Origin of the sequence: Candidatus Methylomirabilis limnetica (assembly GCF_003044035.1) — a bacterium.
In the GTDB taxonomy this organism is placed as follows: Bacteria; Methylomirabilota; Methylomirabilia; order Methylomirabilales; family Methylomirabilaceae; genus Methylomirabilis; species Methylomirabilis limnetica.
This window is the reverse complement of record NZ_NVQC01000012.1, coordinates 1-21,215: the sequence shown is the minus strand read 5'-3', so window position 1 is coordinate 21,215 and position 21,215 is coordinate 1. Positions and strand designations below refer to the sequence as shown.

The window sequence follows — 21,215 nt, the reverse complement described above, 5'->3', positions numbered from 1 at the left end:
CAGGGAAGTTCTCCCCTCTCTTCCGTCCCCAATCTCTTCCCCCATCATCCTCCCACCCCTGATTCCCGAGTAGGCGCGTAGTAGCACAATAGCGCGCATGCCGATCAAACCTGCCACCGGTTCCGCCTAAAATCCGCCAGGCGGTCAGATGCCGGTGCAGATTAGTGGGTGTACTCTACGCTGTCACTCCCGCCAGTACCGCCCTCATTACGGCTAATTATTCCTGTGATGCCCATGTACGCTGCATGCTATACGTCGGCTACTCGGTCCATCTCTCACTTCTCGCGCCTGGCGTGAACCGTGCGCTCACGTCTCCCGGGTGGCATAAGCCCTGTTGACTTTCTGGGGGGCACTCCACGGTACGTGGCATCATCGCACGGCGAGATGTCCGGATGCCTCAATCTCACACGCAGCCATCTGGTGATCCTGCGATAACCGTGGCGCGTGGCCTCGGCCATGGATGGTGGCTCAAGTTGATGTTGAGTGGGACATTGTGCGTATTCCTCTGGCCTGTAGCGATGGGATATTAGAGCGTAGACCATGGCGACAGCTTCTAGATAAATAGGCCGAATAGACTATTGCTAAAGGTATATCTGCTAGGTACACTCCGTTTCGGGCGTGTTTAATTTATGCTGACCCCCTTGAGGAGTAGACAGGGACGTATGACACACCGGGGCTCAACGCGAAGATTCAGACGATCAAGCCAGTTGTCTATGGATTCCGACACAAGAGTCACTTCAAGACGGCTATCCCTTTGCATTGTGTGGGACTCGATCTCTACCCATGCGAATTCCGGAAGGACCTAATTTGTTTAGAAGATCGGGGCAATACCCGTGAGCCTTATTCCAGGGATCACCCTGTGTGCTCCTTGGGTGAGGATGAGGGGGGAGTTTTAGCTTGAGCGACAAAAATATCTCGACCGCCTTGGCGAGTTATTTCGACTTCTACGATCTGGCCTCGGTGGGGTATGTTTCCCTGAACGAACAGGGGCTGGTCCTGGCCACCAACCTCACGGCTGCGGCCCTGATGGGCATACCCCGGGACGATTTGGTGAAGCAACCCATCAGCCGGTTCATTTTTCCCGAAGACCAGAATATCTACTCCCAACACGCCGTACAACTCCTTGAAACTGGCATACCACAGGTTTACGATCTGCGGATGCGGAAAATAGACGGTACGCAATTCTGGGCGCATCTGGTGGCCGCCTCCGCTCAAAACGACGATGGGTCACCCTTGTGCCACCTCGTAGTGAGCGACATCACCGAGTACAAGCGGATGGCGGAGGAGCTCCTTGAGAGCAGGACCAACTTTGCAGCCTTCATGGAGCATCTCCCCGGCTTCGCCTACATGAAGGATGGGCAGGGCCGGCATACGTTTGTGAATAAAGCCCTGGAGCAACTCTTTGGCGTCGGCCGCGAGGGCTGGCTGGGCAAAACATTCGAGCAACTTGTTCCTCTACCGGGAGCAGAGAAAATCCGGGTGGTTGATGAAGCGGTTCTGGCCAGCAAGAGCCCGCACATGGAGGAAGAAACGATTATCGAGAGCGGGCAGAAGCACACCTATCTCTCATCAAAGTTTCCCATTCGCCAGACGGACGGTAGCCTTGCTCTGGGCGGCATCTCCATGGATATCACCGAACGTAAACAGGCGGAGGAGGCGCTGCGGGAGAGCGAGGCCAAATACCGCATGTTGGTGGACACCATGAGCGAAGGGTTGGGCGTCCAGGATAAGAACGGTTTGATTACTTTCATGAACCCACGGGCTTGTAAGATGCTGGGTTACGAATTGGAGGAGTTGATCGGCAAATCGACCTCCATTGTTTTTGACGAAGAAAACCAGAAGCTGCTCCGAGATCAGATGGCGGGTCGTCGCTCCGGTGTTCGGAAGAGTTATGAGATTGTCTGGCGTCGTAAGGATGGCGGGAAGGTCAACACGATTGTTGCGCCCTGTCCAATGTTCGACGAAAATGGAGATTATACTGGTAGTGTCGCGGTTTTCACCGACATCACCGTGCGCAAGCAGGCGGAGGAGGCACAGCGCGTGACCGCGATCCAGCTTGCAGAGAAGGTCGAGGAGTTGGAGCGGATGCAGGCCCACCTCGTCGAGACGGAACGGTTGCGCGCGATGGGCCAGATGGCGGCTGGGGTCGCCCACGACCTCAATAATGGGCTGATGAAGATCCTGGGACAAGCACAGCTCATGCGGCTCACCCTCGAGCGGGGGCCGGTGGCGGCTGCCCTGCAGGGTGTGGTGGGAGGCGCTCGCCTCCTGGGGAGCCTCGCGCGGCAAGAGCAGGCCATCGCCGACGCGGCTGAGACGGTTCGGAAGATCCGCAGGGCGACCCGCCCGAGGGACACGAAGGCGTTCGGACCGGTGTCGCTCGGCGAGATCGTCGAGCAGGTCATCGCGATCACTCAACCCCGCTGGAAGAACCAGGCAGAGGCAGCAGGGGTGCGGATCACAGTCCAGACAGCACTGGCCGATACGCCGCCAGTCCTGGGCCACACGGTGGCCACCGTGACGAGCGGCGAGGAGGGCCTCACGCGCCTCGCGACAACGCGCTTCGACATGGTCATGACTGACCTTGGGATGCCGGGGATGTCAGGGTGGGAGGTCGCCCAGGCGGTCAAGGTTCGCTGTCCCCAGCTTCCCGTGATCCTGGTCACCGGCTGGGGCAATGTGTTGGAGCAGGCCCAGCTTGAGGAATCGGGTGTGGACGTGGTTCTGACCAAGCCCTACACGGTGGCGCAGATCAAACACGCCCTCGTGCAGGGTTTCGTGCTCACCCAGCAGGGCGGGGCAACCGATCTTGAGCCAGACTGCCTGCCACCAAGCAATGTGTAGATGTAACTACTCAGGCAGATAGACTGTAGGCTTTTAGACTGTAGGAACGCGCCCTCCGAGACCATACCAAGCTCAGAGCGTTTGAACTGGCCGATGAAGTGCGCCTTGATTCGGTCCATGCGCAACGACTAACAGCCTACAGCCTGAACACCCGAGTAGTGACGCTCTATGTATGAATAGACCAGAAGCCCATCGGGTTGCCGCGTGCTTTTCCTGCCAGGAAGCTCCGCAGCAGTCACAGCCCTCACAGGCAGGACCTCCTCAGTACGAATGGAGTGCGTCTTTTGTGAATTTAGGGGATGGGAGCAGGGAGGGCGGAGTGACCCATGAGGTAGTGATCGATGCCGCGGGCGGCGCTCCGGCCCTCGGCGATGGCCCAGACGATCAGCGATTGGCCGCGCTGCATGTCGCCTGCGGTGAATACGCCGGGCACACTGGTCATCCAGTTCCCGTCGCGCCAGACGTTGCCGCGATCGGTAAGCCTTACGCCGAGGTCGCTAAGTAGTCCGTTGCGCTCCGGACCCAGAAAGCCCATGGCGAGCAGGACCATGTCGACTTCCAGCTCGAACTCGGTGCCCGGAATCGGTCTGAAGGCCATCCGGCCGTTTTCGGTAGCCGTCTCGACCCGGTGCGCGTGCAGCTTCTTGACCTGGCCGTTCTCTCCGGAAAAGCTAGCGGTAGAGACCGCGTATTCACGGATGCCGCCCTCCTGGTGCGCGGAAGAGGTGCGGAAGATGACCGGCCACTGGGGCCAGGGATTATCAGGCGCGCGGGTATCCGGTGGCTGGGGGAGCAACTCGAACTGATGGACGGAGAGTGCCCCATGACGGTGTGCGGTTCCCAGGCAGTCAGCGCCGGTGTCGCCACCGCCGATAATGACCACTCGCTTCCCATTGGCGGTGATGAACGTCTCATCAGGAATTAACTCGCCCTCGCAGCGCCGGTTCTGGAGGGTCAGGTACTCCATGGCGAAGTGGATCCCGCGCAGTTCGCGTCCCGGGAGCGCGAGGTCTCGCGGCGTGGTAGCTCCCCCAGCGAGCAGGATAGCATCGAACTCGCGCCGAAGCTCCTCGACCGCCACATTCACCCCGATGTTCGCATTGACGCGGAACTGAATCTCCTCCTTTGCCATCACGTCAAGCCGCCGGTCCAGTACCCGCTTCTCGAGTTTGAACTCCGGAATCCCGTAGCGTAGGAGACCACCGATCCTGTCGGCCCGCTCGAAGACCGTGACCCAGTGACCGGCACGATTGAGTTGCTGGGCCGCCGCGAGCCCGGCAGGGCCAGAGCCCACCACTGCGACCTTTTTCCCGCTGCGTACGGCGGGAGGCTCCGGTATAATCCATCCCGCCTCGAAGGCGTGATCGATGATGGCCAGCTCAATCGCCTTGATCGTGACCGGATCGTTGTTGATCCCGAGGACGCACGATCCCTCGCAGGGCGCCGGGCAGGCGGTCCCGGTAAATTCCGGGAAGTTGTTGGTGGCGTGCAGGCGCTCTATGGCGTCCCGCCACCGATCGCGGTAGACCAGGTCGTTCCAGTCTGGGATGATATTGCCCAGCGGGCAGCCCTGGTGGCAGAACGGGATGCCGCAGTCCATGCAGCGCGCCCCCTGCCGCCTCAGTACCTCTACCGGCCACGGCAGCATCACCTGCTGCCAGTCTTGGACCCGTTCCTCGACGGGCCGGTATGGCTGCTTCTCGCGCTTGAACTCGATGAAACCGGTCGGCTTACCCATGGGCGCCCATCATCACCGCCTCCTCCCAGGGGATCCCTTCGCTCTCAGCGCGTTTCATCGCCATCATCGCCCGTTTGTAGTCTTTTGGTATCACCTTAACGAACTTCGCTTCCATCGTCTGCCAGCTCCCAAGGATCCGCTCGGCCACAGTGCTGCCGGTGTAGTGGAGGTGGCGCCGCAACATTGCCTTGACCTCCTCAATCTCCTCCTCGGCATCTAAGGCTTCCAGATCGACCATACTAAGATTGCACCGGGCCTTGAAGTCGCCGGCTTCGTCCAGGACGTAGGCTATTCCGCCGGACATCCCTGCGGCGAAGTTGCGTCCGGTGCGACCGATTACGACGACGCGGCCGCCCGTCATGTACTCGCAGCCGTGGTCTCCGATACCCTCCACCACCGCATGGGCGCCGCTGTTGCGCACCGCGAACCGCTCGCCGGCAACTCCTCGGAGATAGGCCGCACCCTTCGTTGCGCCGTATAGCACCACGTTGCCGACCAGGATATTCTCTTCGGGGACGAACGTCGCCTGACGGGGTGGGAAGACGATGATCTTTCCGCCAGACAGCCCCTTGCCAAGAAAGTCGTTACTATCGCCCTCCAGGGCCAGCGTGATCCCTTGGGGTATGAAGGCGCCGAAGCTTTGCCCGGCCGACCCTGCGAAGTGGATCCGGATCGTATCCTCCGGCAGGCCGTCGCCTCCGTAGCGGCTGGTCACCATGGAACCCAGAATGGTGCCGACCGTGCGATTCACGTTCCTGATCGATAGGCGCAGGCCCACCGGCTCACGCCGCTCTAGCGCGGGCCGGCAGAGTGGGACGATGGTGGTCATGTCCAGCGACTGCTCCAGGCCATGGTCCTGCTCTCGCACCTTACGGATGGCCACCTCCGGCCCGACCTCCGGGCGATAGAGGATCGACGAGTAGTCCAGACCCTTGGCCTTCCAGTGCTCTACGGCCTTCTTCATGTCGAGCTTATCTACGCGGCCGATCATCTCATCCATCGTGCGGAAGCCAAGCTCCGCCATCAGCTCGCGCACCTCGGCAGCGATGAAGCGGAAGAAGGTTTCGACATACTCGGGCTTGCCGGAGAAGTTCTTCCTGAGCTCGGGATCCTGAGTGGCGACCCCAACCGGGCAGGTGTTCAGATGGCAGACGCGCATCATGATGCAGCCCGATACGACCAGCGGCGCCGTAGAGAAACCATACTCCTCGGCGCCCAGCAGCGCGGCGATGACGACGTCGCGCCCTGTCTTCATCTGACCATCGACCTGGACGCTGATCCGATCCCGGAGCTTGTTCATCACCAGCACCTGCTGGGTCTCGGCAAGCCCCAGCTCCCATGGCAGGCCGGCGTGCTTGATGGAGCTTAGCGAGGAGGCGCCGGTACCGCCATCGTGGCCGGAGATCAGGACCACATCAGAGAAGGCCTTGGCGACCCCAGCCGCGATCGTCCCGACCCCTACTTCAGCGACAAGTTTGACGTGAATACGCGCACTTGGATTACTATTCTTCAAGTCATGGATGAGCTGCTTGATGTCTTCGATAGAGTAGATGTCGTGGTGCGGCGGCGGCGAGATAAGGCCTACGCCAGGAGTCGAATTCCGCACCTTGGCGATCCAGGGGTAGACTTTTGTCCCGGGGAGCTGGCCGCCCTCACCAGGCTTAGAGCCCTGCGCCATCTTGATCTGCAGGTCGGTAGCATTGACCAGGTATTCGCTGGTGACTCCGAAGCGGCCGGAGGCCACTTGCTTGATGGCGCTACGGCGCGAGTCGCCGTTGGGGTCCGGCGTGAAGCGGGCCGGATCCTCGCCCCCCTCTCCGGTATTCGACCTGGCGCCCAACCGATTCATGGCAATGGCCAGTGTCTCGTGGGCCTCCTGGCTGATCGAGCCGTACGACATGGCTCCGGTAGCGAAGCGCTTGAGGATCGACTCGACGGGCTCAACCTCCTCGATCGGGATCGGCTGCTCAGCACGTTTGACCTCGAACAGCCCCCGGAGGGTACACAGACTCTGGCTATGGTTGTTCACCAGCTCTGTGTACTCCTTGAATACGGTATACTGGCCGGTTCGTGTGGAGTGCTGCAGCTTGAAGACCGTATCAGGGTTAAGGATATGGTACTCGCCGTCTCGCCGCCACTGGTATTCACCGCCCCACTCAAGGTCAGCCTGGCCGACGGGTCGGTCGGGGAAGGCTTTGCGATGGCGGAGGATCACCTCTTCGGCAACCCCGTCGATTCCGATGCCGCCGATTCTGGATGCGGTCCAGGTGAAGCACCGATCCACGAACGCCTTATCCAGCCCGATCGCCTCGAAGATCTGGGCGCCACGGTAGGATTGGATCGTGGAGATCCCCATCTTGGAGATCACCTTCAGGACACCTTTGTTGAGCGCCTTGATGTAGTGCTTGACGGCCTTCTTGTGATCTATCCCCGGCAGCAGCCCATCGCGGATCATGTCATCGATGGTCTCGAAGGCCAGGTATGGGTTGATAGCGCCCGCGCCGTACCCGATGAGCAGTGCCGCATGGTGGACCTCGCGCGCCTCGCCGCTCTCGATCACCAGCCCAACCCGCGTTCGGGTTCCCTCCCGGACCAGATAATGATGGACGCCGGCGGTAGCGAGGAGGGCCGGGATCGGGGCCAACTCCTTACATACACCCCGATCGGACAGGATGAGGAAGGTGTAGCCATCGGCAATAGCCTGGCTCGCTTTATGGTACAGCTCCTCCAGCGCCTGCTGGAGGCCCTTGCCACCTTCGTTCACCGGGAACAGCATCGGCAGCGTGATCGACCTGAAGCCGGGTAGATCCATATAGCGGATCCGCGCCAACTCCTCATTGTCCAGGACCGGCGTCTTCAATTTGAGCTGCCGGCAGCTTTCAGGCTCCGGCTTGAGCAGGTTCTGTTCCGGACCGATAGTCGTCGCCATCTGAGTCACCAGCTCCTCCCTGATCGCGTCCAGCGGAGGGTTGGTCACCTGGGCAAAGAGTTGCTGGAAATAATCATAGAGCAGACGCGGACGGTTGGAGAGGACGGCGAGCGGCGTGTCGGTCCCCATAGAGCCGACCGGCTCCTCACCCTTCAAGGCCATTGGTCCAATCAGGATGCGCAGGTCTTCGTGGGTGTAGCCGAAGAGTTGCTGTCGCTGCAGTACGGTCTCGTGATCCGGCTCATGGACGTGCGAGGGCGCCGGCAGCTCCTCCAGCGGGACCAGGTTCGCCTCAAGCCACTCCCGATACGGGTGCTCGGTGGCAACGGCGCGCTTCAACTCGGTATCGTCGACGATCCTCCCCTGGGCGGTGTCCACCAGAAAGATCCGTCCGGGGTGCAGGCGCTCCTTAATCAGCACATTCTCGGGCGGGATGTCCAGCACCCCCACCTCGGAGGCCATGACGACCAGGCCGTCCTTCGTGACGTAGTAGCGCGACGGGCGCAGTCCATTCCGGTCCAGTACCGCCCCGATCACCGTCCCGTCGGTAAAGGCAATCGAGGCCGGCCCGTCCCATGGCTCCATCAGGCAGCTATGGTACTCGTAGAAGGCCTTGCGCTCTTCGTCCATTGCTTCGTGACCGCTCCAGGCCTCCGGGATCATCATAAGGACGGCGTGTGGCAGGGGACGCCCGGCCATCACGAGGAACTCCAGGACGTTGTCGAAGATCGCCGAGTCGCTCCCACCCTCCAGCACGATCGGAAAGATCCTCTTGAGGTCCGGCAGTAGCTCTGACTCGCACAGCGCCTCGCGGGCGCGCATCCAGTTGATGTTGCCACGCAGCGTGTTGATTTCGCCATTATGCGCCACATATCGATACGGGTGGGCCAGCGGCCAGGAGGGGAAGGTATTGGTCGAGAAGCGCTGGTGAACCAGCGCCAGCGCCGATTCGACGGCCGGGTCCATGATGTCCGGGAAGATCGTCTCGATCTGATCCGCCGAAAGCATCCCCTTGTAGATCAGCGTATTTGAGGAGAGGCTTGGTACATAGAAGAGCTTCCGCTGCGGCAGGGCCGAGCCGTAGACCACATGCTCGACCTGCTTGCGGATCACGTAGAGCTTCCGCTCGAACGCCAGGTCGTCCTTGATGGAGGGATTGCGGCCGATGAAGATCTGCTTGAAGATCGGCTCGGCGGCCTTGGCGCTGGGGCCGATCGACGAGTCGTCGGTCGGTACGTCCCGCCACCCCAGGAGCGTCTGCCCCTCTTCCAGTATCAGCTCCTCGAAGATCGCCTGGCATTTTGCGGACTGCGAAGGGTCAGTGGGCAGGAAGACTAGCCCGGCGCCGTACTGCTTCGGCGCAGGCAGGGTGATCCCTATCTTGGCGCACTCGCGGGCGAGAAAGGCGTGGGGCATCTGAATGAGGATGCCTGCCCCATCGCCCGTGTTCGGCTCGCAGCCGCACGCGCCACGATGAAGCAGGTTCTTCAGGATCGTCAGCGACTGCTGGATGATGGCGTGGGACTTACGACCCTTGATGTCTACCACGAAGCCGACGCCGCAGGCGTCATGTTCGTAGGCTGGGTCATAAAGGCCCTGTTTAGGTGGGACACCGTAATGGTTCACAGACACCGAATCCGTCTGGTCAGTCACACAGTTCTCCTTCTACCTTTTCGAAGTAGTCGATCAGTGATAATTATCATTGAATATAGCCGAAACCGTGTGATACGTCACGTGAAAAACAGCTACACACAGCCACGCTAAGCAATAGGAAAAGCCCCTCCCTCGCGGGCCCTGGAAGGTGAAGGGCAAGGCCGACGGCGGAGATGCCCCACACAGATTAGGCATAGTGTGATACCGTTCTTCGATCCCGCTGTCAAGCGGAAAGTCGCGACAACTCGGCGTGAGAGACCTCGCTCATGAGCCTGCCTTACATCTTGAGATGAAAGGCGACAATATATTACGGGGAGCATTAACTAGATTGCAATCTCGCACAACCTCTCCAGCAACTTCCCCCTTTACAAAAGGGGGATACAAGGGGGTTTGTTGCTTTGGTGGATGTAAATGTTGATTTTTGACGCCTCCTAAGGGAACCGATGAACAACGTGAGAAGACAGGCCAACCGTAATTTGGTTGACAACAAGTCGCCCTTAGTGCAATTCTACCCGCACAAAAGGGTCTTGTGCTTCCGTTGGGCCGTTTCAGAGGTCGAGCGCGTGGGGGTGATGAGCAGGCTGTCGCAACTTTAATCTGGTGTGAAAGGAGAGGTACAATGGTTTATCACATCTTGTGTGAAGTTGACCCAAAGCGAGAAGAGGAGTTGGATAACTTCTTGCGTGATAAGATGAAGAAGTTCTGGCTTGCTCAGCCAGGGGTTTCGAGGTTTCACGTCTTCGGGGACCACTTGGCTAATAAGGTGGAGCGAATCATTACGATTGAGATAGGCGACTTCGGTAACTTCGATAAGATTTTGATCCTTGATGAGCGCAAGGCGCTTCGCAGTGAGCTCATGCAGATCGCAACTAATGTCACGAGTCGGGTCCTCGAGATAATCGAGTAAGACTCAGGCGCTACGGCGGCTCTTAACAAGAAGGAGGTCCTGATGCGGGACCTCCTTCTTGTTTTAGGTCCTCGTTCAGGCGACGATAGGAATCATGAGAGGGGTCTGACAAGACAAGCCAACCGTAATTTGGTTGACAACAAGCTGTCCTTCGTGCAATTGTACCTCCGCAAAGGTTTTGTGTTTTTGTTGGGCCTTTTCAGGGGCTGAGCGCGCGAGGATGATGAGCAGGCTGTCGCAACTTTAATCTGGTGTGAAAGGAGAGGTACAATGGTTTATCACATCTTGTGTGAAGTTGACCCAAAGCGAGAAGAGGAGTTGGATAACTTCTTGCGTGATAAGATGAAGAAGTTCTGGCTTGCTCAGCCAGGGGTTTCGAGGTTTCACATCTTCGGGGACCACTTGGCTGCTTCGGTGGAGCGAATCATTACGATTGAGATAGGCAACTTCGGCAACCTCGATAAAATATTGGTCCTTGATGAGCGCAAGGCGCTTCGCAGTGAGCTCATGCAGATTGCCACTAATGTCACGAGTCGGGTCCTCGAGATAATCGAGTAAGACTCAGGCGCTACGGCGGTTCTTAACAAGAAGGAGGTCCTGATGCGGGACCTCCTTCTTGTTTTTTATAGGGCCTCGTTCAGGCAGGGCAAAGAGGAGTATCGGTGCTCCTCACGAAGCTGACAGGCGGGACCTTCCGTTACTCAGTCGCCTTATCAAGGAAGCCGAGTAGGATACGGTTGAACGCTTCCGGCTGTTCCAGGTTGCCCAGGTGCGAAGCGGAGCGCAGGATGGCGAGCTCGGAGGAGTGGAGGGCTACGTGGATCTCCTGCGCCATTGCAACCGGAGTCCCTGGATCGTCTTCACCTGCGATGACGAGGGCCGGACAGCGAACCTCACCGAGACGATCGGTGAGGTCTATCGTCGGGATCGCGTAGCAGCAGCCGATACACCCGTGCGGAGGCGTGCTCCGCAGCATGACCCTTACGCGCTCCATCACATCTGGCCGGCGTTCCCGGAAAGACGGGGTAAACCAGCGTTGAAGTGCAGGCTCAACCGTCGGCTCCATCCCTTTCGCTTCTACAGTGCGGATCCGCTCCACCCAGGTAGATCGCATGGCCGCCGGGTAGCGGCTAGTGGTGGAGCAGAGGATCAGGCCTTGGAGTAGCATCGGGTACTTCAGCGCGAAGGTCTGACCGATCATCCCGCCCATCGAGATTCCCACGAAGTGTGTTTGCGTGATACCAAGGCCGGTGAGCAGCCCGTGCAGGTCGTCAGCCATCTGTTCTAGGCTATAGGGGCCGGGCGGCGCACTGCTACCGCCATGCCCTCGCGTATCATACCTGAGTACCCGGTAGCGCCCACTGAGTGCCTGAGCCTGCTCATCCCACATCGAGAGGTTGCACCCGAGGGCGTGGCTCATGGTCACCACCGGGCCCTCTCCCTCAATCGTATAGTGGATGTCGATACCGTTGGCCGTGAGCTTCATCCTGCCTCCTATAGGGGTATAGCAGTGGGCAGTGGCTAGTGCGCTGTGGTCGGCGTCTGATCACTGATCACTGACCACTCTCAATAGCCGTTGACGTAAGGAAGGCTCCTGGCGACCCGGTCGATCTCGTCTCTAGCCTCCAGCAGGACGCCCATCGCGTTCCAGGTGCCCGTCAAGAGTTGATTCCGTACCCCATCTGGAATCATGGTAGGGAATATCCGCTCATCAAGGCGCACCAGTCGGTCCTCGACATCCAGCAAGACCTCCTGCTCCGGGCGTCGCGACACGACCCCTCCTAACCAGGCGACGCCTTCGGCATCCAGCGTCAGACACGGGAGTCCTATCGCCGTGCAATTGCCGAAGAAGATCTCGGCGAACGACTCACCCACGATGCCGCGAATCCCCCAGCGCCTGAGCGCCTCCGGCGCATGCTCCCGCGAGGAGCCGCAGCCGAAGTTTTGGCCGACAACCAGGATCGTCGCCCCCTGGTAGCGAGCCTGGTTGAACGGGTGGTCCGGCATCTGCCGGCGGTCGTCCTCGAAGACGTGCGCCTCAAGTCCCTCGAAGGTAATGCATTTCAGAAAGCGGGCCGGGATGATCCGGTCGGTGTCGATATCATTGCCGGGCAGCGGTATCGCGCGACCGGCGATCCGGCGTCGAAGGTCGTCCTGTCTCACGGCAGCATCTCCCGCACGTCCGAGATCTTCCCTTGAATGGCTGCCGCGGCCACCATAGCCGGGCTCATAAGGAGCGTCCGCCCCGTGGGGCTCCCCATGCGCCCCTTGAAGTTCCGGTTACTGGAAGCGGCGCAAAGCTCCCGGCCTATCAGCTTATCCTCATTCATCCCGAGACAGAGCGAACAGCCCGCCTTTCGCCACGCAAACCCGGCCGCCAGAAAGATCTCGTGGAGCCCCTCGGCCTCGGCTGCCATGGCCACCGCCTGAGACCCTGGAACGACGAGGGCCCTGATCCCCCCCGCCACCTTTCGCCCCCGGACAACCTCGGCCGCAACCCGCAAGTCAGAGAGGCGCCCGTTGGTGCAGGAGCCGATGAAGGCGACATCGATCGGCGTCCCGACGATCGGCTGGCCGGACTCAAGATCCATGAAGGTCAGCGCCTCGGCCCAGGCGGCTCTGTCCACATCGGGCGCGTCGTTTGGATGCGGGATCTGCTCGCTCACCCCTATCGATTGCCCAGGGTTGATGCCCCAGGTGAGCATGGGCTCGATCGAGGGGCCATGGAGGAGCACGACATCGTCGAAGGTGGCGTCTGGGTCCGACGCTGTGCCCCTCCACCAGGCCACGGCCCGGTCAAAGGCCTCGCCGTGTGGCGCGAAGGGGCGTCCCCTGAGGTACTCGAAGGTGGTTGCGTCGGGGTTCACATAGCCGACGCGCCCCCCGCCCTCGATGCTCATATTACAGATAGTTAGACGCTCTTCCATCGACATCACTTCAATTGCCGATCCCGCGTACTCATAGGCGTAACCTACCCCGCCTTTCACGCCCAGCTTGCGAATGATTGCCAGGATCACATCCTTGGCGTAGACCCCACGCGTCAGCCTACCTTCTATCCGGATCTGCCGAATCTTAGGTTTGGTCATCGCTATGCATTGGGTCGCCAGGATATCCCGCACCTGGCTGGTGCCGATACCGAACGCCAGCGCCCCCAGCGCCCCGTGGGTGGAGGTGTGGCTGTCGCCACAGGCGATGGTCATGCCCGGCTGGGTCAGCCCAAGCTCCGGCCCGATAACATGGACGATCCCCTGCCGGCTGCTGTCCAGATCAAAGAATGGGATGCCGAACTCCTTGCAGTTTCGGGTCAGGTGGACGGTCATCTCCTCAGCCATCGGGTCGGCGAAGGGACGGAGTTGAGAGGCGGTAGGAACGATGTGGTCGATGGTCGCAAAGGTCCGCTCGGGGTAGCGGACCGTGAGCCCGGCCTCGCGTACCATCTGGAAGGCCTGAGGGCTGGTCACCTCGTGGAGCAGGTGCAGGCCGACGAAAAGCTGCGTCTGTCCCGAGGGAAGCGTCCGAACAGTGTGAGCGCGCCAGATCTTGTCTAGGAGTGTCTCTGCCATCGTGCCGTTATTCTGCCAGAAGGCAGCGTCTGCCGCAAGCCCGATCGTCGCACAGGGTCGTGTGTTCTAGTTGATCCTTTGCTGTTCTAACGGTTTCATTTTGCTTGACACCCGTGTCAACCGAGCTATGTTTAACCTGCTTGACAAGACTCAGTTGCGAGGCTGAGTCCCTTGAAGGCCGAGTTGGAGTTCGTCCGAGCTCGTCTCGGCTTCTACGGCAGTCTCAGTTAGCGTGTGCGCAGGAATCTGAAAGTTGCGAGGGGGAGATGATTAGCGAGCAAGTATTAAATCAAGCCAGGGATCGTCTGGTCGCTCAATTTAAACCACACCGCGTGATTCTATTTGGCTCGCAAGCGCGGGGAACGGCTGATGAGCGAAGCGACGTCGATCTCCTGGTGGTATGCCCGCTGACAGGCAGTCGCCGGTCACTGATGGTAGCGATGGATCGGGCGCTCGCCGGTTTGGGGTTTGCGCGGGACGTAGTGGTCATCACCCCTGAGGAGTTCGAGCGCGACCGTGATATTCCTGGCACCGTAGCTCGCCCGGCCTCCCTGGAAGGGAAGGTGCTTTATGAGCGTCCCCGATGAAGTGATTCGGCAAAAGGTGGTAGGTGGAAGCCCTCCATGAAGCAGAAGAACTCACCCCATTTGCGATCACGGCGCGCTATCCCGGTGAAGACCAGGCAGTAACCGAAGAGGAGGCACGCCATGCGATCGAGATCGCTGCACTCGTGCGGCACACCGTACGAACAGCGCTAGCGCAGGAAGGCATGACCCTGGCTTGGGATACCGAATAGTGAGCGCCATTATCGACTGTCTTATCATTATTTCACCCTACGAGGAGCCGCAGTGCCACCGGCGCTATGACCGCGAGACGCGGCTGTTCGACTAGTTCGTCTAACGTTAACAGGTTGTAACAGAGCTAGACTGACCAGCCCACTCAATACCGTTAGGCTACAGCCTAAGGGAAAGTACGGCTTGAACGCCTTTCAATGGCCAGTAGGAGGTCGTCACTATGACAAAGGTAGCCATCTTGCCTATCCCAGCGGGGCACGGCGAGCTTTCCTACTGTGCCATCGCTGGTACAAAGCACGCCGAGGGCAAAACAGTGGGGGAAGCGTTAGACGCGCTCACAGCGCAATTATCTGCGGACGAGACGAGCACGCTGGTCATCGTGCAAAGTCTGCGCTCGGATCGGTTCTTCACTGCAGCCCAACAACAGAGCCTTTCCGCACTGATGGAGCGCTGGCGGACCGTGCGAGACCAAGGGTATACGCTGTCTATGGACGAGCAGACCGAGCTGGAAGCGCTCGTCGAAGCGGAGTTGCACGCAGCAGCAGCGCGAGCTGCCACATTGGCTGACGCCTTGGGGCGATGAACCCGCACTATACGCAGGTGGCGCTCCGGGCTGGCCATCGGTGTGAGTATTGCCACGCGCCGGAAGCCGTCTTCAACCTGCCGCTAGAAGTCGAACATATTGTGCCAGTCTCCCGGGGCGGCGACGATACTGCCGCGAATTGGGCGCTGGCCTGCCGCGCCTGCAATCTTTATAAGGCCACGCACGTCAGCGGCAATGATCCCGAGAGCCATGTGGTTGTCCGTCTGTTCCACCCGCGGGAGGACCAGTGGGAGGACCATTTCCGCATCGCTGCCGAGAGCGGAGAGATCGAAGGGCTCACCCCGAGCGGTAGGACAACAGTGGTGCGCTTGGGGATGAACAGCACGGCCCAGGTCGCGGCCCGGCAGCAGTGGATGCGCCTCGGCCTTTTTCCCTAGCCAGACACAGTCGAACAAGGGTTTGCGGCCGACGTCTTCCAGCCTCCGCTCGCGCCTCGCTCTGGCTTCCAGGTGCGGCTGAAACCTAGCGTTAGGCGCCTTCAGGCCCCGCATGCGGCCAGATGTCAGGATTCGGGTTTCATTTCTTGCAGGACGTCGCCGACGCCATCGGCGTGGCTTGCTCACGGTGAGCAAAAGGCGTGTCGGTAAAGCCACTGGGCGGAGTAGCGTACGGAGGTGGTGCTTGTGAGCAGCAAGTCGCGCCAGCAAGTAGTCGTCGAGGCGATTCGGCAGTGGCAGACCCGACTGCTGCAACTCGACCGGCGCAACGCACTCCTCTACTTCTCGGTGGGGAAGCGTGGCGTGATGCTCCGGGATAGGGATCCTGACGCGCTTCTCGAACGTCTAGCGACGTCACGTGCAGGGCTCGCCTTCGCGTACGCCGAGCGGGTTCGCGTGAGCAGGGACGGCCTCTTCGACGTTCCGGCCGTATCCGGGGAGCATGAGCGCGAAGTGCGTGTGCGACCTGGGGATCTCGAGACTGACCTGGAACCTCTTGAACTCCATAAAATAGGGACAGACACTATTATCGTGACAATTCATGGCGTGTACGGTCATGATCGCGCATACCACGGATTACCCGAATCGTTGCACCCGGCCACCCGTATCATGTGACGCAATGAGGGAATGACCACCAGGCGGTCTTTCGGAACGACAGCGATTCGAAGGTACACGATGACAGAGCGGCCGCTGCAAAGAGATGGGTTCATTTGGGAAGTGAGCAGGATAACTGGGACGAGTAAAACGCGTACTGCAGAGGGAAGACCAAGAAAGGATTTCAATAAATAGTGTCTGTCCCTATTATTACCTATTGGGCCTATGCACTTAAATCAACCGACGCCGGTTTTACCACAACATATTGAGTGCGAGATGCGCACCAAGTGCAGTCAGTTGCGGGCAGTTGAGTGAAGTGCATAGGCCCATTACCTATTATCTCGACAAGAAGCTCGGCGAAGTGCGACAGGTTGCGCGTGGAATTGAGCGCCAGATCGAAGTGTTCGTCGCCTACCGCAAGTCCCTGGTCCACGAATGCGTCACCGGACAGCGGCGGATACGGAGGCGGACTTGCAGCGGGCGCTCCACTTTCGGCCATCGGAAAGGACCTTGCCGTGAGCATTGCCCGCGTCATCAGTATCATCAATCAGATGGAGACCGACAGGGTCGTGGAGCGCTACGCCATTGGCGGGGCGGTGGGCGCGACGTTTTACCTCGAACCGGTGGCCACGCTGGACGTGGACATCTTCGTCGGGTTTAAACAACAACCCCGCCAGGTCCTGATCAGCCCGCGCTCCATCTTCGATTACCTCACGGCCCGGGGCGGCGTTGTCGAGGGCGAATACATCGTTATTGCCGGATGGCCCGTTCAGTTTCTGCCGCCCACAGGTCCGCTGGTGGAAGAAGCGCTGGCCGAGGCCGTGACTGTGGACGTGGAAGGCACGGCAGCGTGGGTCTTGACGGCGGAGCATCTCGCGGCGATCGCTTTGCAGACCGGCCGGGCCAAAGACAAGGCGCGGCTACTCCAGTTCGTCGAGGCCGACGCGCTGGAGGCCAAACGTTTTCAGGCCATCCTGGCGCGGCACGGACTCGTTGATCGGTGGCGCGAATTTGAGAGAACCTTCCTCCAGAGCGGGACATGAGCTTCGACCTCCAAAGGATTCTCGACAGCAAGCGGGCGCTTCGCCGGAATCTGACCGCTCTTCCTTTAGTGGAGAAACTCGCGATGCTCGACGCGTTGCGAGATCGGATGCGCACGATTCGCGAAGCGGCCAGGCAACAGAACGGCGCGACCTTACGGGAGTCCCCGCCGGAGTATCGCATCAGGCCTCGGGAGCGTTGACTATGCCCAAGCGCAAGAAGGCCCCGGAGCTGACCTTCCAGAAAATAGGGACAGATGAGCCTGTCCTACAAACCCCTTGTTGTGCTTCGACGGGCTCAGCACGAATGGAAAAACATCTTTCTTTTCAATGCCCATACCGTTCGCCCTGAGCGCGTCGAAGGGTGAACGAGAGTTTGCGGGACAGGCTCAGATACTTTAAAATTAGGGACAGACACTATTATCGCAACGATTCGTGGTGGTTATGGTCATGACCCGTGCCTGCCACGAATTACCCGAATCATTGCATCCGGCCACCCGTATCATGTGACGCAACGAGGGAGTTATTGCCAGGCGGCCTTTCGGAACGACAGCGATTCGGAGGCGCACGATGACAGAGCGGCTACTGCGAAGAGACGGGTTCATCTGGGAGGTGCGCAGGAAAATAGACCGCCTCGGGCACATGGCTGTTAAAGCTCAGCAGATCCGATCGTATTTCTTCACACCTTCTGAGGCACTACATGCGTGATAGCGCCGCGCGCTTCCACTCCGCGCAGACTACTGCGGCTGCGGCCGCGACGTTGAGCGACTCCGCATGACCTGCGCGCGGGATGGTCATGCGGCAGCGCACATGCGACATCAGGGCGTCAGGTATGCCTTGACCTTCGCTGCCAAGAATCACCACGGCAGGCTCACGCGGCGTCAAGACGAACAGGTTCTCACCGCCAGCCGCGCAGGCGGCGACGATCTCAACGTGCTTTGCGCAATCGCCAAGGTATCCGGCAAGGTCTTGCCGGTGCACAGGTACCCGGAAGATGGAACCCATGCTTGCCTGGACAACCTTTGGATTGAAACGCTCGGCACAGTCCAGTGAGCAGATAACTCGTGACACGCCAAACCAGTCTGCGATCCGGAGGACGGTCCCCATGTTGCCGGGATCGCGGAGTCCTGCCAGCGCTAGAACCAGTCCTTCCGGTGGCGGTGCTGGAGCAGCTTTCGGAATGCGCACGACAGCAAGAACCTGGTTTGGTGCCTCCATGGCCGACACTCGCTCCAGCTCATTGTCCCCGATGCGCACCACTGGCGCGCGCGTCTTTCGTCCCGGGCTCCACGTCTCAACGGCAAAGATACGTTCCACTTCCCATCTCGACTGAAGCAGCTCTTCCACGAGCTTTACGCCCTCCACGAGAAATAGCCCGCGCCTCTGGCGCTCCTTCTTACCCTGCAGTGCTATCAGTTCTTTGCGCTCCATGGTCGTAAGCATGCGGCTTTATATCACAGCGGCTGCCGTAGTGCCATCATTTGCTATTCCGGTCTGCGCCGGTGGCATCTGCGATTTAAATAGGGACAGACACTATTATCGCAACGATTCGTGGTGTTCGCGGTCATGATCGTGCATGCCACGGGTTACCTGAACCGTTGCACCCGGCCACCCGTACCATGTGAGGCAACGAGGGAATGATCGCCAAGGGTCTTTTGGAACGACAGCGATTAGAATGCGTACGATGACAGAGCGGCCACCGCGAAGAGGCGGGTTCATCGCTACTTTGACGATTCTTTTTATGGTGGTGATCCTTGTCGTCCTCAAGCCATTCTAGGTATTCAGCCCGGGATTCGAAGGCGCAACCCGCGTGGGCGCCGCTACGCGGGGCCGCCACCGGCGAAGAGTGCTTTTTTGCCACCTGCCCGCGCGGACTGGAAGCAGGGCTTGCGGTGGAACTGGAGAAACTGGGCGCGAAGAGTGCGCGCGCCACCGACGGCGGCGTCGCGTTCGAAGGCAGGCTCGACCTGGTGTACACGATCAACCTGTGGAGCAGGCTTGCCAGTCGCGTGCTCTGGCAAGTGGGAGTCGGCCGCTATCGCGACCAGCAGGATATCTACGATGCGGCATTGCGCTTGCGGTGGCCGCAGTGGTTCGCGGTCGCCAACACCATCCGCGTCCATGTCACCGCGAGCCGGTCGCCGTTGACCAGCCTGGACTTCATCACGCTGAAAATCAAGGACGCCGTCTGCGATCGCTTCCGGACTGCGGTTGGCGAGCGGACGAGTGTCGATACGGCGGCCCCGGATGTGCGCATCCATGCTTTCCTCACCGCCGATACGTGCACGTTTTATCTCGACACGTCCGGCGAGGCGCTGTTCAAGCGCGGCTATCGCCAGGACGCATTGGAAGCCCCTCTTCGCGAAAACCTGGCTGCGGGATTGCTCAAGCTCGCCGGATGGAACGCTGCGCTGCCCCTAGTCGACCCGTTTTGCGGCAGCGGCACGATCCTGATCGAAGCCGCGATGATGGCCTGCGACATGGCGCCGGGATTCAGCCGCGTGTTCGGGTTCCGGCGCCTGGCATGGTTCAACGCCGAAGCGTGGCAGGCGGCGCAGGAAGACGCCGCCCGCAGGGGTGAGGCGGGCCGCGCGGCGGCGGTCCTGCAACTGTACGGATCGGACATCTCGCCGCCGGCTATCACCGCCGCACGGGTCAATGTCGCCGGGCTGGGATTGGGCGCCTTGATCGAATTGCGCCTGGCCGACGCGCTCACCGCAACGGCGCCGACCGCGGAAGGTCTGATCATCACGAATCCGCCGTATGGCGTGCGGCTGGGCACGGACGAAGACCTGCCGGCGTTATATGCGGCGTTCGCTGACACGCTCAAGCGCAATTTTCCGGGATGGCGGGCGTACGTGCTGTGCGGCGAATTGGCGCTGATGAAGGCGATCCGTCTCGCGCCCTCGCGCAAGATTCCGCTCTATAACGGCACGCTGGAATGCCGCCTGGTCGAATACCGGCTGGTCGCTGGATCAAATCGCAAGTAATCCGCCGCCATCGCAGCGCCCGTTGACGGTAAAACAGAAATAGAAAATAGGGACAGACACCTAAAATAGGGACAGACACTATTTATCGTGACGATTCGTGAAAATAGGGACAGACACTATTTATCGTGACGATTCGTGGTGTTTACGGTCATGATCGTGCATACTACGGATTACCCAAACCGTTGCATCCGGCCACCAGTATCATGTGAGGTAACGAGGGAATGATCGCCATGCGGTCTTTCAGAACGACAGAGATTCGAATGCGCACGATGACAGAGCGGCCACCGCGAAGAGGCGGGTTCATCTGGGAGGTGCGCAGGAAACTGGACGAGTAAGACACGTGTTGCAGAGGGGAAGATCAAGAAAGAATTTCAATAAATAGTGTCTGTCCCAATACTGTTCGGCACATAATTTGCCGCTACTGAGCATGGAGTAATAAAACAGGTGTGATTTCTTCCTGACGGAATACCCCTTAAAAAAGTTTCATGAACCCCTTCATTTTTGCTGGACTCACGCGTTTTTTTATGTGATATTCCACGGCATGGAACAATCCATGACCGTAAATGTCCAGCAAATCCGACAGCTGCTTACTGCCACCCCCGACTGGCACCGCACCCGCCTCTCTTTGGAGATTTGCAGGTTGTGGAACTGGCAAAGTCCCACAGGGCAATACAAAGACATGGCCTGCCGCAGCCTCCTGCTGAAACTGGAGCGAGCTGGCTCTATTGTGTTGCCTCCCCGCCAGGGGAAACTTACTTTTACGTCCCGTCCTTCTTATCCATCTGTTCCATATCGAAAGGAAGGGATCAGCGACAGTCTCAAGGCATTGATTCCCCTTCGGATCACGGTTGTAAGCCTCAAATCGGAGGATTATGCGCTGTTCAACTGCCTCTTGTCACAATATCATTACCTGGGTTACCGTGGCGCTGTAGGGGAAAACATCAAATACCTGATTCGCGATGCTTCGCACCGCCCCCTGTCCTGTCTCCTGTTTGGCCATCCTACAGAAAGGCAATCTCACTGCCGCAACCTGCACCGATTGCCATGGCGCTCACGAGATCCGACGAGCTGCCGATCCCGCCTCTGGCGTCTTCAAGCAGAACGTCGCCGTCACCTGCAAGC

The 21,215-nt window shown here is 59.6% G+C and carries 18 protein-coding genes; 12 read left to right on the top strand and 6 right to left on the bottom strand.

All coding sequences use genetic code 11. The features are described 5' to 3' along the window. Window positions 1–897: 897 nt before the first annotated feature. Window positions 898–2,844, top strand: a complete 1,947-nt coding sequence (locus CLG94_RS02580) for a PAS domain S-box protein (RefSeq protein WP_107561338.1) — start codon at window positions 898–900, stop codon at window positions 2,842–2,844. Window positions 2,845–3,136: 292 nt separating this feature from the next. On the opposite strand, the gene CLG94_RS02575 is transcribed toward CLG94_RS02580, so the two are convergent. Together CLG94_RS02575 and gltB are read right to left on the bottom strand one after the other, a co-directional pair. After that, window positions 3,137–4,582: a glutamate synthase subunit beta gene (locus CLG94_RS02575; RefSeq protein ID WP_107561337.1), complete on the bottom strand. Its 1,446-nt coding sequence runs from the start codon at window positions 4,580–4,582 to the stop codon at window positions 3,137–3,139. Further along, window positions 4,575–9,164 carry a glutamate synthase large subunit gene (gene gltB / locus CLG94_RS02570; protein ID WP_107561336.1) on the bottom strand — a complete coding sequence of 1,530 codons (4,590 nt, stop codon included), beginning with the start codon at window positions 9,162–9,164 and terminating at the stop codon, window positions 4,575–4,577. Before gltB ends, CLG94_RS02575 begins: the two co-directional genes overlap by 8 nt. Before the next feature lie 619 nt (window positions 9,165–9,783). Between gltB and CLG94_RS02565 the strand changes: the two genes are divergently transcribed. Then, the gene (locus tag CLG94_RS02565; RefSeq protein ID WP_107561335.1) at window positions 9,784–10,071 is read left to right on the top strand and encodes a hypothetical protein; all 288 of its coding nucleotides are present in this window, start codon (window positions 9,784–9,786) and stop codon (window positions 10,069–10,071) included. A 270-nt stretch (window positions 10,072–10,341) separates the two neighbouring features. After that, window positions 10,342–10,629 carry a hypothetical protein gene (locus tag CLG94_RS02560; protein WP_107561334.1) on the top strand — a complete coding sequence of 96 codons (288 nt, stop codon included), beginning with the start codon at window positions 10,342–10,344 and terminating at the stop codon, window positions 10,627–10,629. Between the two features lie 139 nt (window positions 10,630–10,768). On the opposite strand, the gene pcaD is transcribed toward CLG94_RS02560, so the two are convergent. From pcaD to leuC, 3 genes are all read right to left on the bottom strand, one after another. Next, window positions 10,769–11,557 carry a 3-oxoadipate enol-lactonase gene (pcaD, locus tag CLG94_RS02555; RefSeq protein WP_107561333.1) on the bottom strand — a complete coding sequence of 263 codons (789 nt, stop codon included), beginning with the start codon at window positions 11,555–11,557 and terminating at the stop codon, window positions 10,769–10,771. A gap of 80 nt (window positions 11,558–11,637) precedes the next feature. Continuing rightward, a complete protein-coding gene (locus CLG94_RS02550) occupies window positions 11,638–12,234 on the bottom strand; it encodes a 3-isopropylmalate dehydratase small subunit (RefSeq protein WP_107561332.1) in 597 nt (198 codons plus the stop codon). Then, window positions 12,231–13,634: a 3-isopropylmalate dehydratase large subunit gene (gene leuC / locus CLG94_RS02545; protein WP_107561331.1), complete on the bottom strand. Its 1,404-nt coding sequence runs from the start codon at window positions 13,632–13,634 to the stop codon at window positions 12,231–12,233. Before leuC ends, CLG94_RS02550 begins: the two co-directional genes overlap by 4 nt. A gap of 266 nt (window positions 13,635–13,900) precedes the next feature. Between leuC and CLG94_RS02540 the strand changes: the two genes are divergently transcribed. The 7 genes from CLG94_RS02540 (at window position 13,901) to CLG94_RS02510 (ending at window position 17,306) form a co-directional block, all read left to right on the top strand. Next, window positions 13,901–14,221 carry a nucleotidyltransferase domain-containing protein gene (locus tag CLG94_RS02540; RefSeq protein WP_107561330.1) on the top strand — a complete coding sequence of 107 codons (321 nt, stop codon included), beginning with the start codon at window positions 13,901–13,903 and terminating at the stop codon, window positions 14,219–14,221. A gap of 23 nt (window positions 14,222–14,244) precedes the next feature. Continuing rightward, window positions 14,245–14,430, top strand: a complete 186-nt coding sequence (locus CLG94_RS02535; RefSeq protein ID WP_107561329.1) for a HEPN domain-containing protein — start codon at window positions 14,245–14,247, stop codon at window positions 14,428–14,430. A 218-nt stretch (window positions 14,431–14,648) separates the two neighbouring features. Then, complete coding sequence (locus tag CLG94_RS13385; protein WP_107561328.1) at window positions 14,649–15,011, top strand: hypothetical protein; 363 nt, start codon at window positions 14,649–14,651, stop codon at window positions 15,009–15,011. Next, window positions 15,008–15,409, top strand: coding sequence for an HNH endonuclease (locus CLG94_RS02525; RefSeq protein WP_107561327.1), 402 nt, complete (start codon window positions 15,008–15,010; stop codon window positions 15,407–15,409). Before CLG94_RS13385 ends, CLG94_RS02525 begins: the two co-directional genes overlap by 4 nt. A 246-nt stretch (window positions 15,410–15,655) precedes the next feature. Next, the gene (locus CLG94_RS02520) at window positions 15,656–16,084 is read left to right on the top strand and encodes a hypothetical protein (RefSeq protein ID WP_107561326.1); all 429 of its coding nucleotides are present in this window, start codon (window positions 15,656–15,658) and stop codon (window positions 16,082–16,084) included. 494 nt (window positions 16,085–16,578) lie between these two features. Next, the gene (locus tag CLG94_RS02515; protein WP_107561325.1) at window positions 16,579–17,106 is read left to right on the top strand and encodes a hypothetical protein; all 528 of its coding nucleotides are present in this window, start codon (window positions 16,579–16,581) and stop codon (window positions 17,104–17,106) included. After that, window positions 17,103–17,306 carry a hypothetical protein gene (locus CLG94_RS02510; RefSeq protein ID WP_107561324.1) on the top strand — a complete coding sequence of 68 codons (204 nt, stop codon included), beginning with the start codon at window positions 17,103–17,105 and terminating at the stop codon, window positions 17,304–17,306. Before CLG94_RS02515 ends, CLG94_RS02510 begins: the two co-directional genes overlap by 4 nt. A 493-nt stretch (window positions 17,307–17,799) precedes the next feature. Here the strand turns inward: CLG94_RS02510 and CLG94_RS02505 are convergent, their stop codons facing one another. Beyond that, window positions 17,800–18,546: a TrmH family RNA methyltransferase gene (locus tag CLG94_RS02505; protein WP_107561323.1), complete on the bottom strand. Its 747-nt coding sequence runs from the start codon at window positions 18,544–18,546 to the stop codon at window positions 17,800–17,802. A 311-nt stretch (window positions 18,547–18,857) separates the two neighbouring features. Here CLG94_RS02505 and CLG94_RS02500 point away from each other — a divergent pair, with 311 nt between their 5' ends. Further along, window positions 18,858–20,093 (top strand): THUMP domain-containing class I SAM-dependent RNA methyltransferase, encoded by a 1,236-nt coding sequence (locus CLG94_RS02500; protein ID WP_107561322.1) that lies wholly within the window; start codon window positions 18,858–18,860, stop codon window positions 20,091–20,093. 541 nt (window positions 20,094–20,634) lie between these two features. Beyond that, a partial coding sequence (locus CLG94_RS13910) for a Druantia anti-phage system protein DruA (protein WP_121592138.1) occupies window positions 20,635–21,215 on the top strand: 581 nt, incomplete at its 3' end.

What these genes read in the sequence shown, in the direction of transcription:
- CLG94_RS02575 (WP_107561337.1), bottom strand. Translation starts at nt 4,582, where the DNA reads ATGGGTAAGCCGACCGGTTTCATCGAGTTCAAGCGCGAGAAGCAGCCA.
- CLG94_RS02565 (WP_107561335.1), top strand. Translation starts at nt 9,784, where the DNA reads ATGGTTTATCACATCTTGTGTGAAGTTGACCCAAAGCGAGAAGAGGAG.
- CLG94_RS02560 (WP_107561334.1), top strand. Translation starts at nt 10,342, where the DNA reads ATGGTTTATCACATCTTGTGTGAAGTTGACCCAAAGCGAGAAGAGGAG.
- pcaD (WP_107561333.1), bottom strand. Translation starts at nt 11,557, where the DNA reads ATGAAGCTCACGGCCAACGGTATCGACATCCACTATACGATTGAGGGA.
- leuC (WP_107561331.1), bottom strand. Translation starts at nt 13,634, where the DNA reads ATGGCAGAGACACTCCTAGACAAGATCTGGCGCGCTCACACTGTTCGG.
- CLG94_RS02540 (WP_107561330.1), top strand. Translation starts at nt 13,901, where the DNA reads ATGATTAGCGAGCAAGTATTAAATCAAGCCAGGGATCGTCTGGTCGCT.
- CLG94_RS13385 (WP_107561328.1), top strand. Translation starts at nt 14,649, where the DNA reads ATGACAAAGGTAGCCATCTTGCCTATCCCAGCGGGGCACGGCGAGCTT.
- CLG94_RS02525 (WP_107561327.1), top strand. Translation starts at nt 15,008, where the DNA reads ATGAACCCGCACTATACGCAGGTGGCGCTCCGGGCTGGCCATCGGTGT.
- CLG94_RS02510 (WP_107561324.1), top strand. Translation starts at nt 17,103, where the DNA reads ATGAGCTTCGACCTCCAAAGGATTCTCGACAGCAAGCGGGCGCTTCGC.
- CLG94_RS02505 (WP_107561323.1), bottom strand. Translation starts at nt 18,546, where the DNA reads ATGCTTACGACCATGGAGCGCAAAGAACTGATAGCACTGCAGGGTAAG.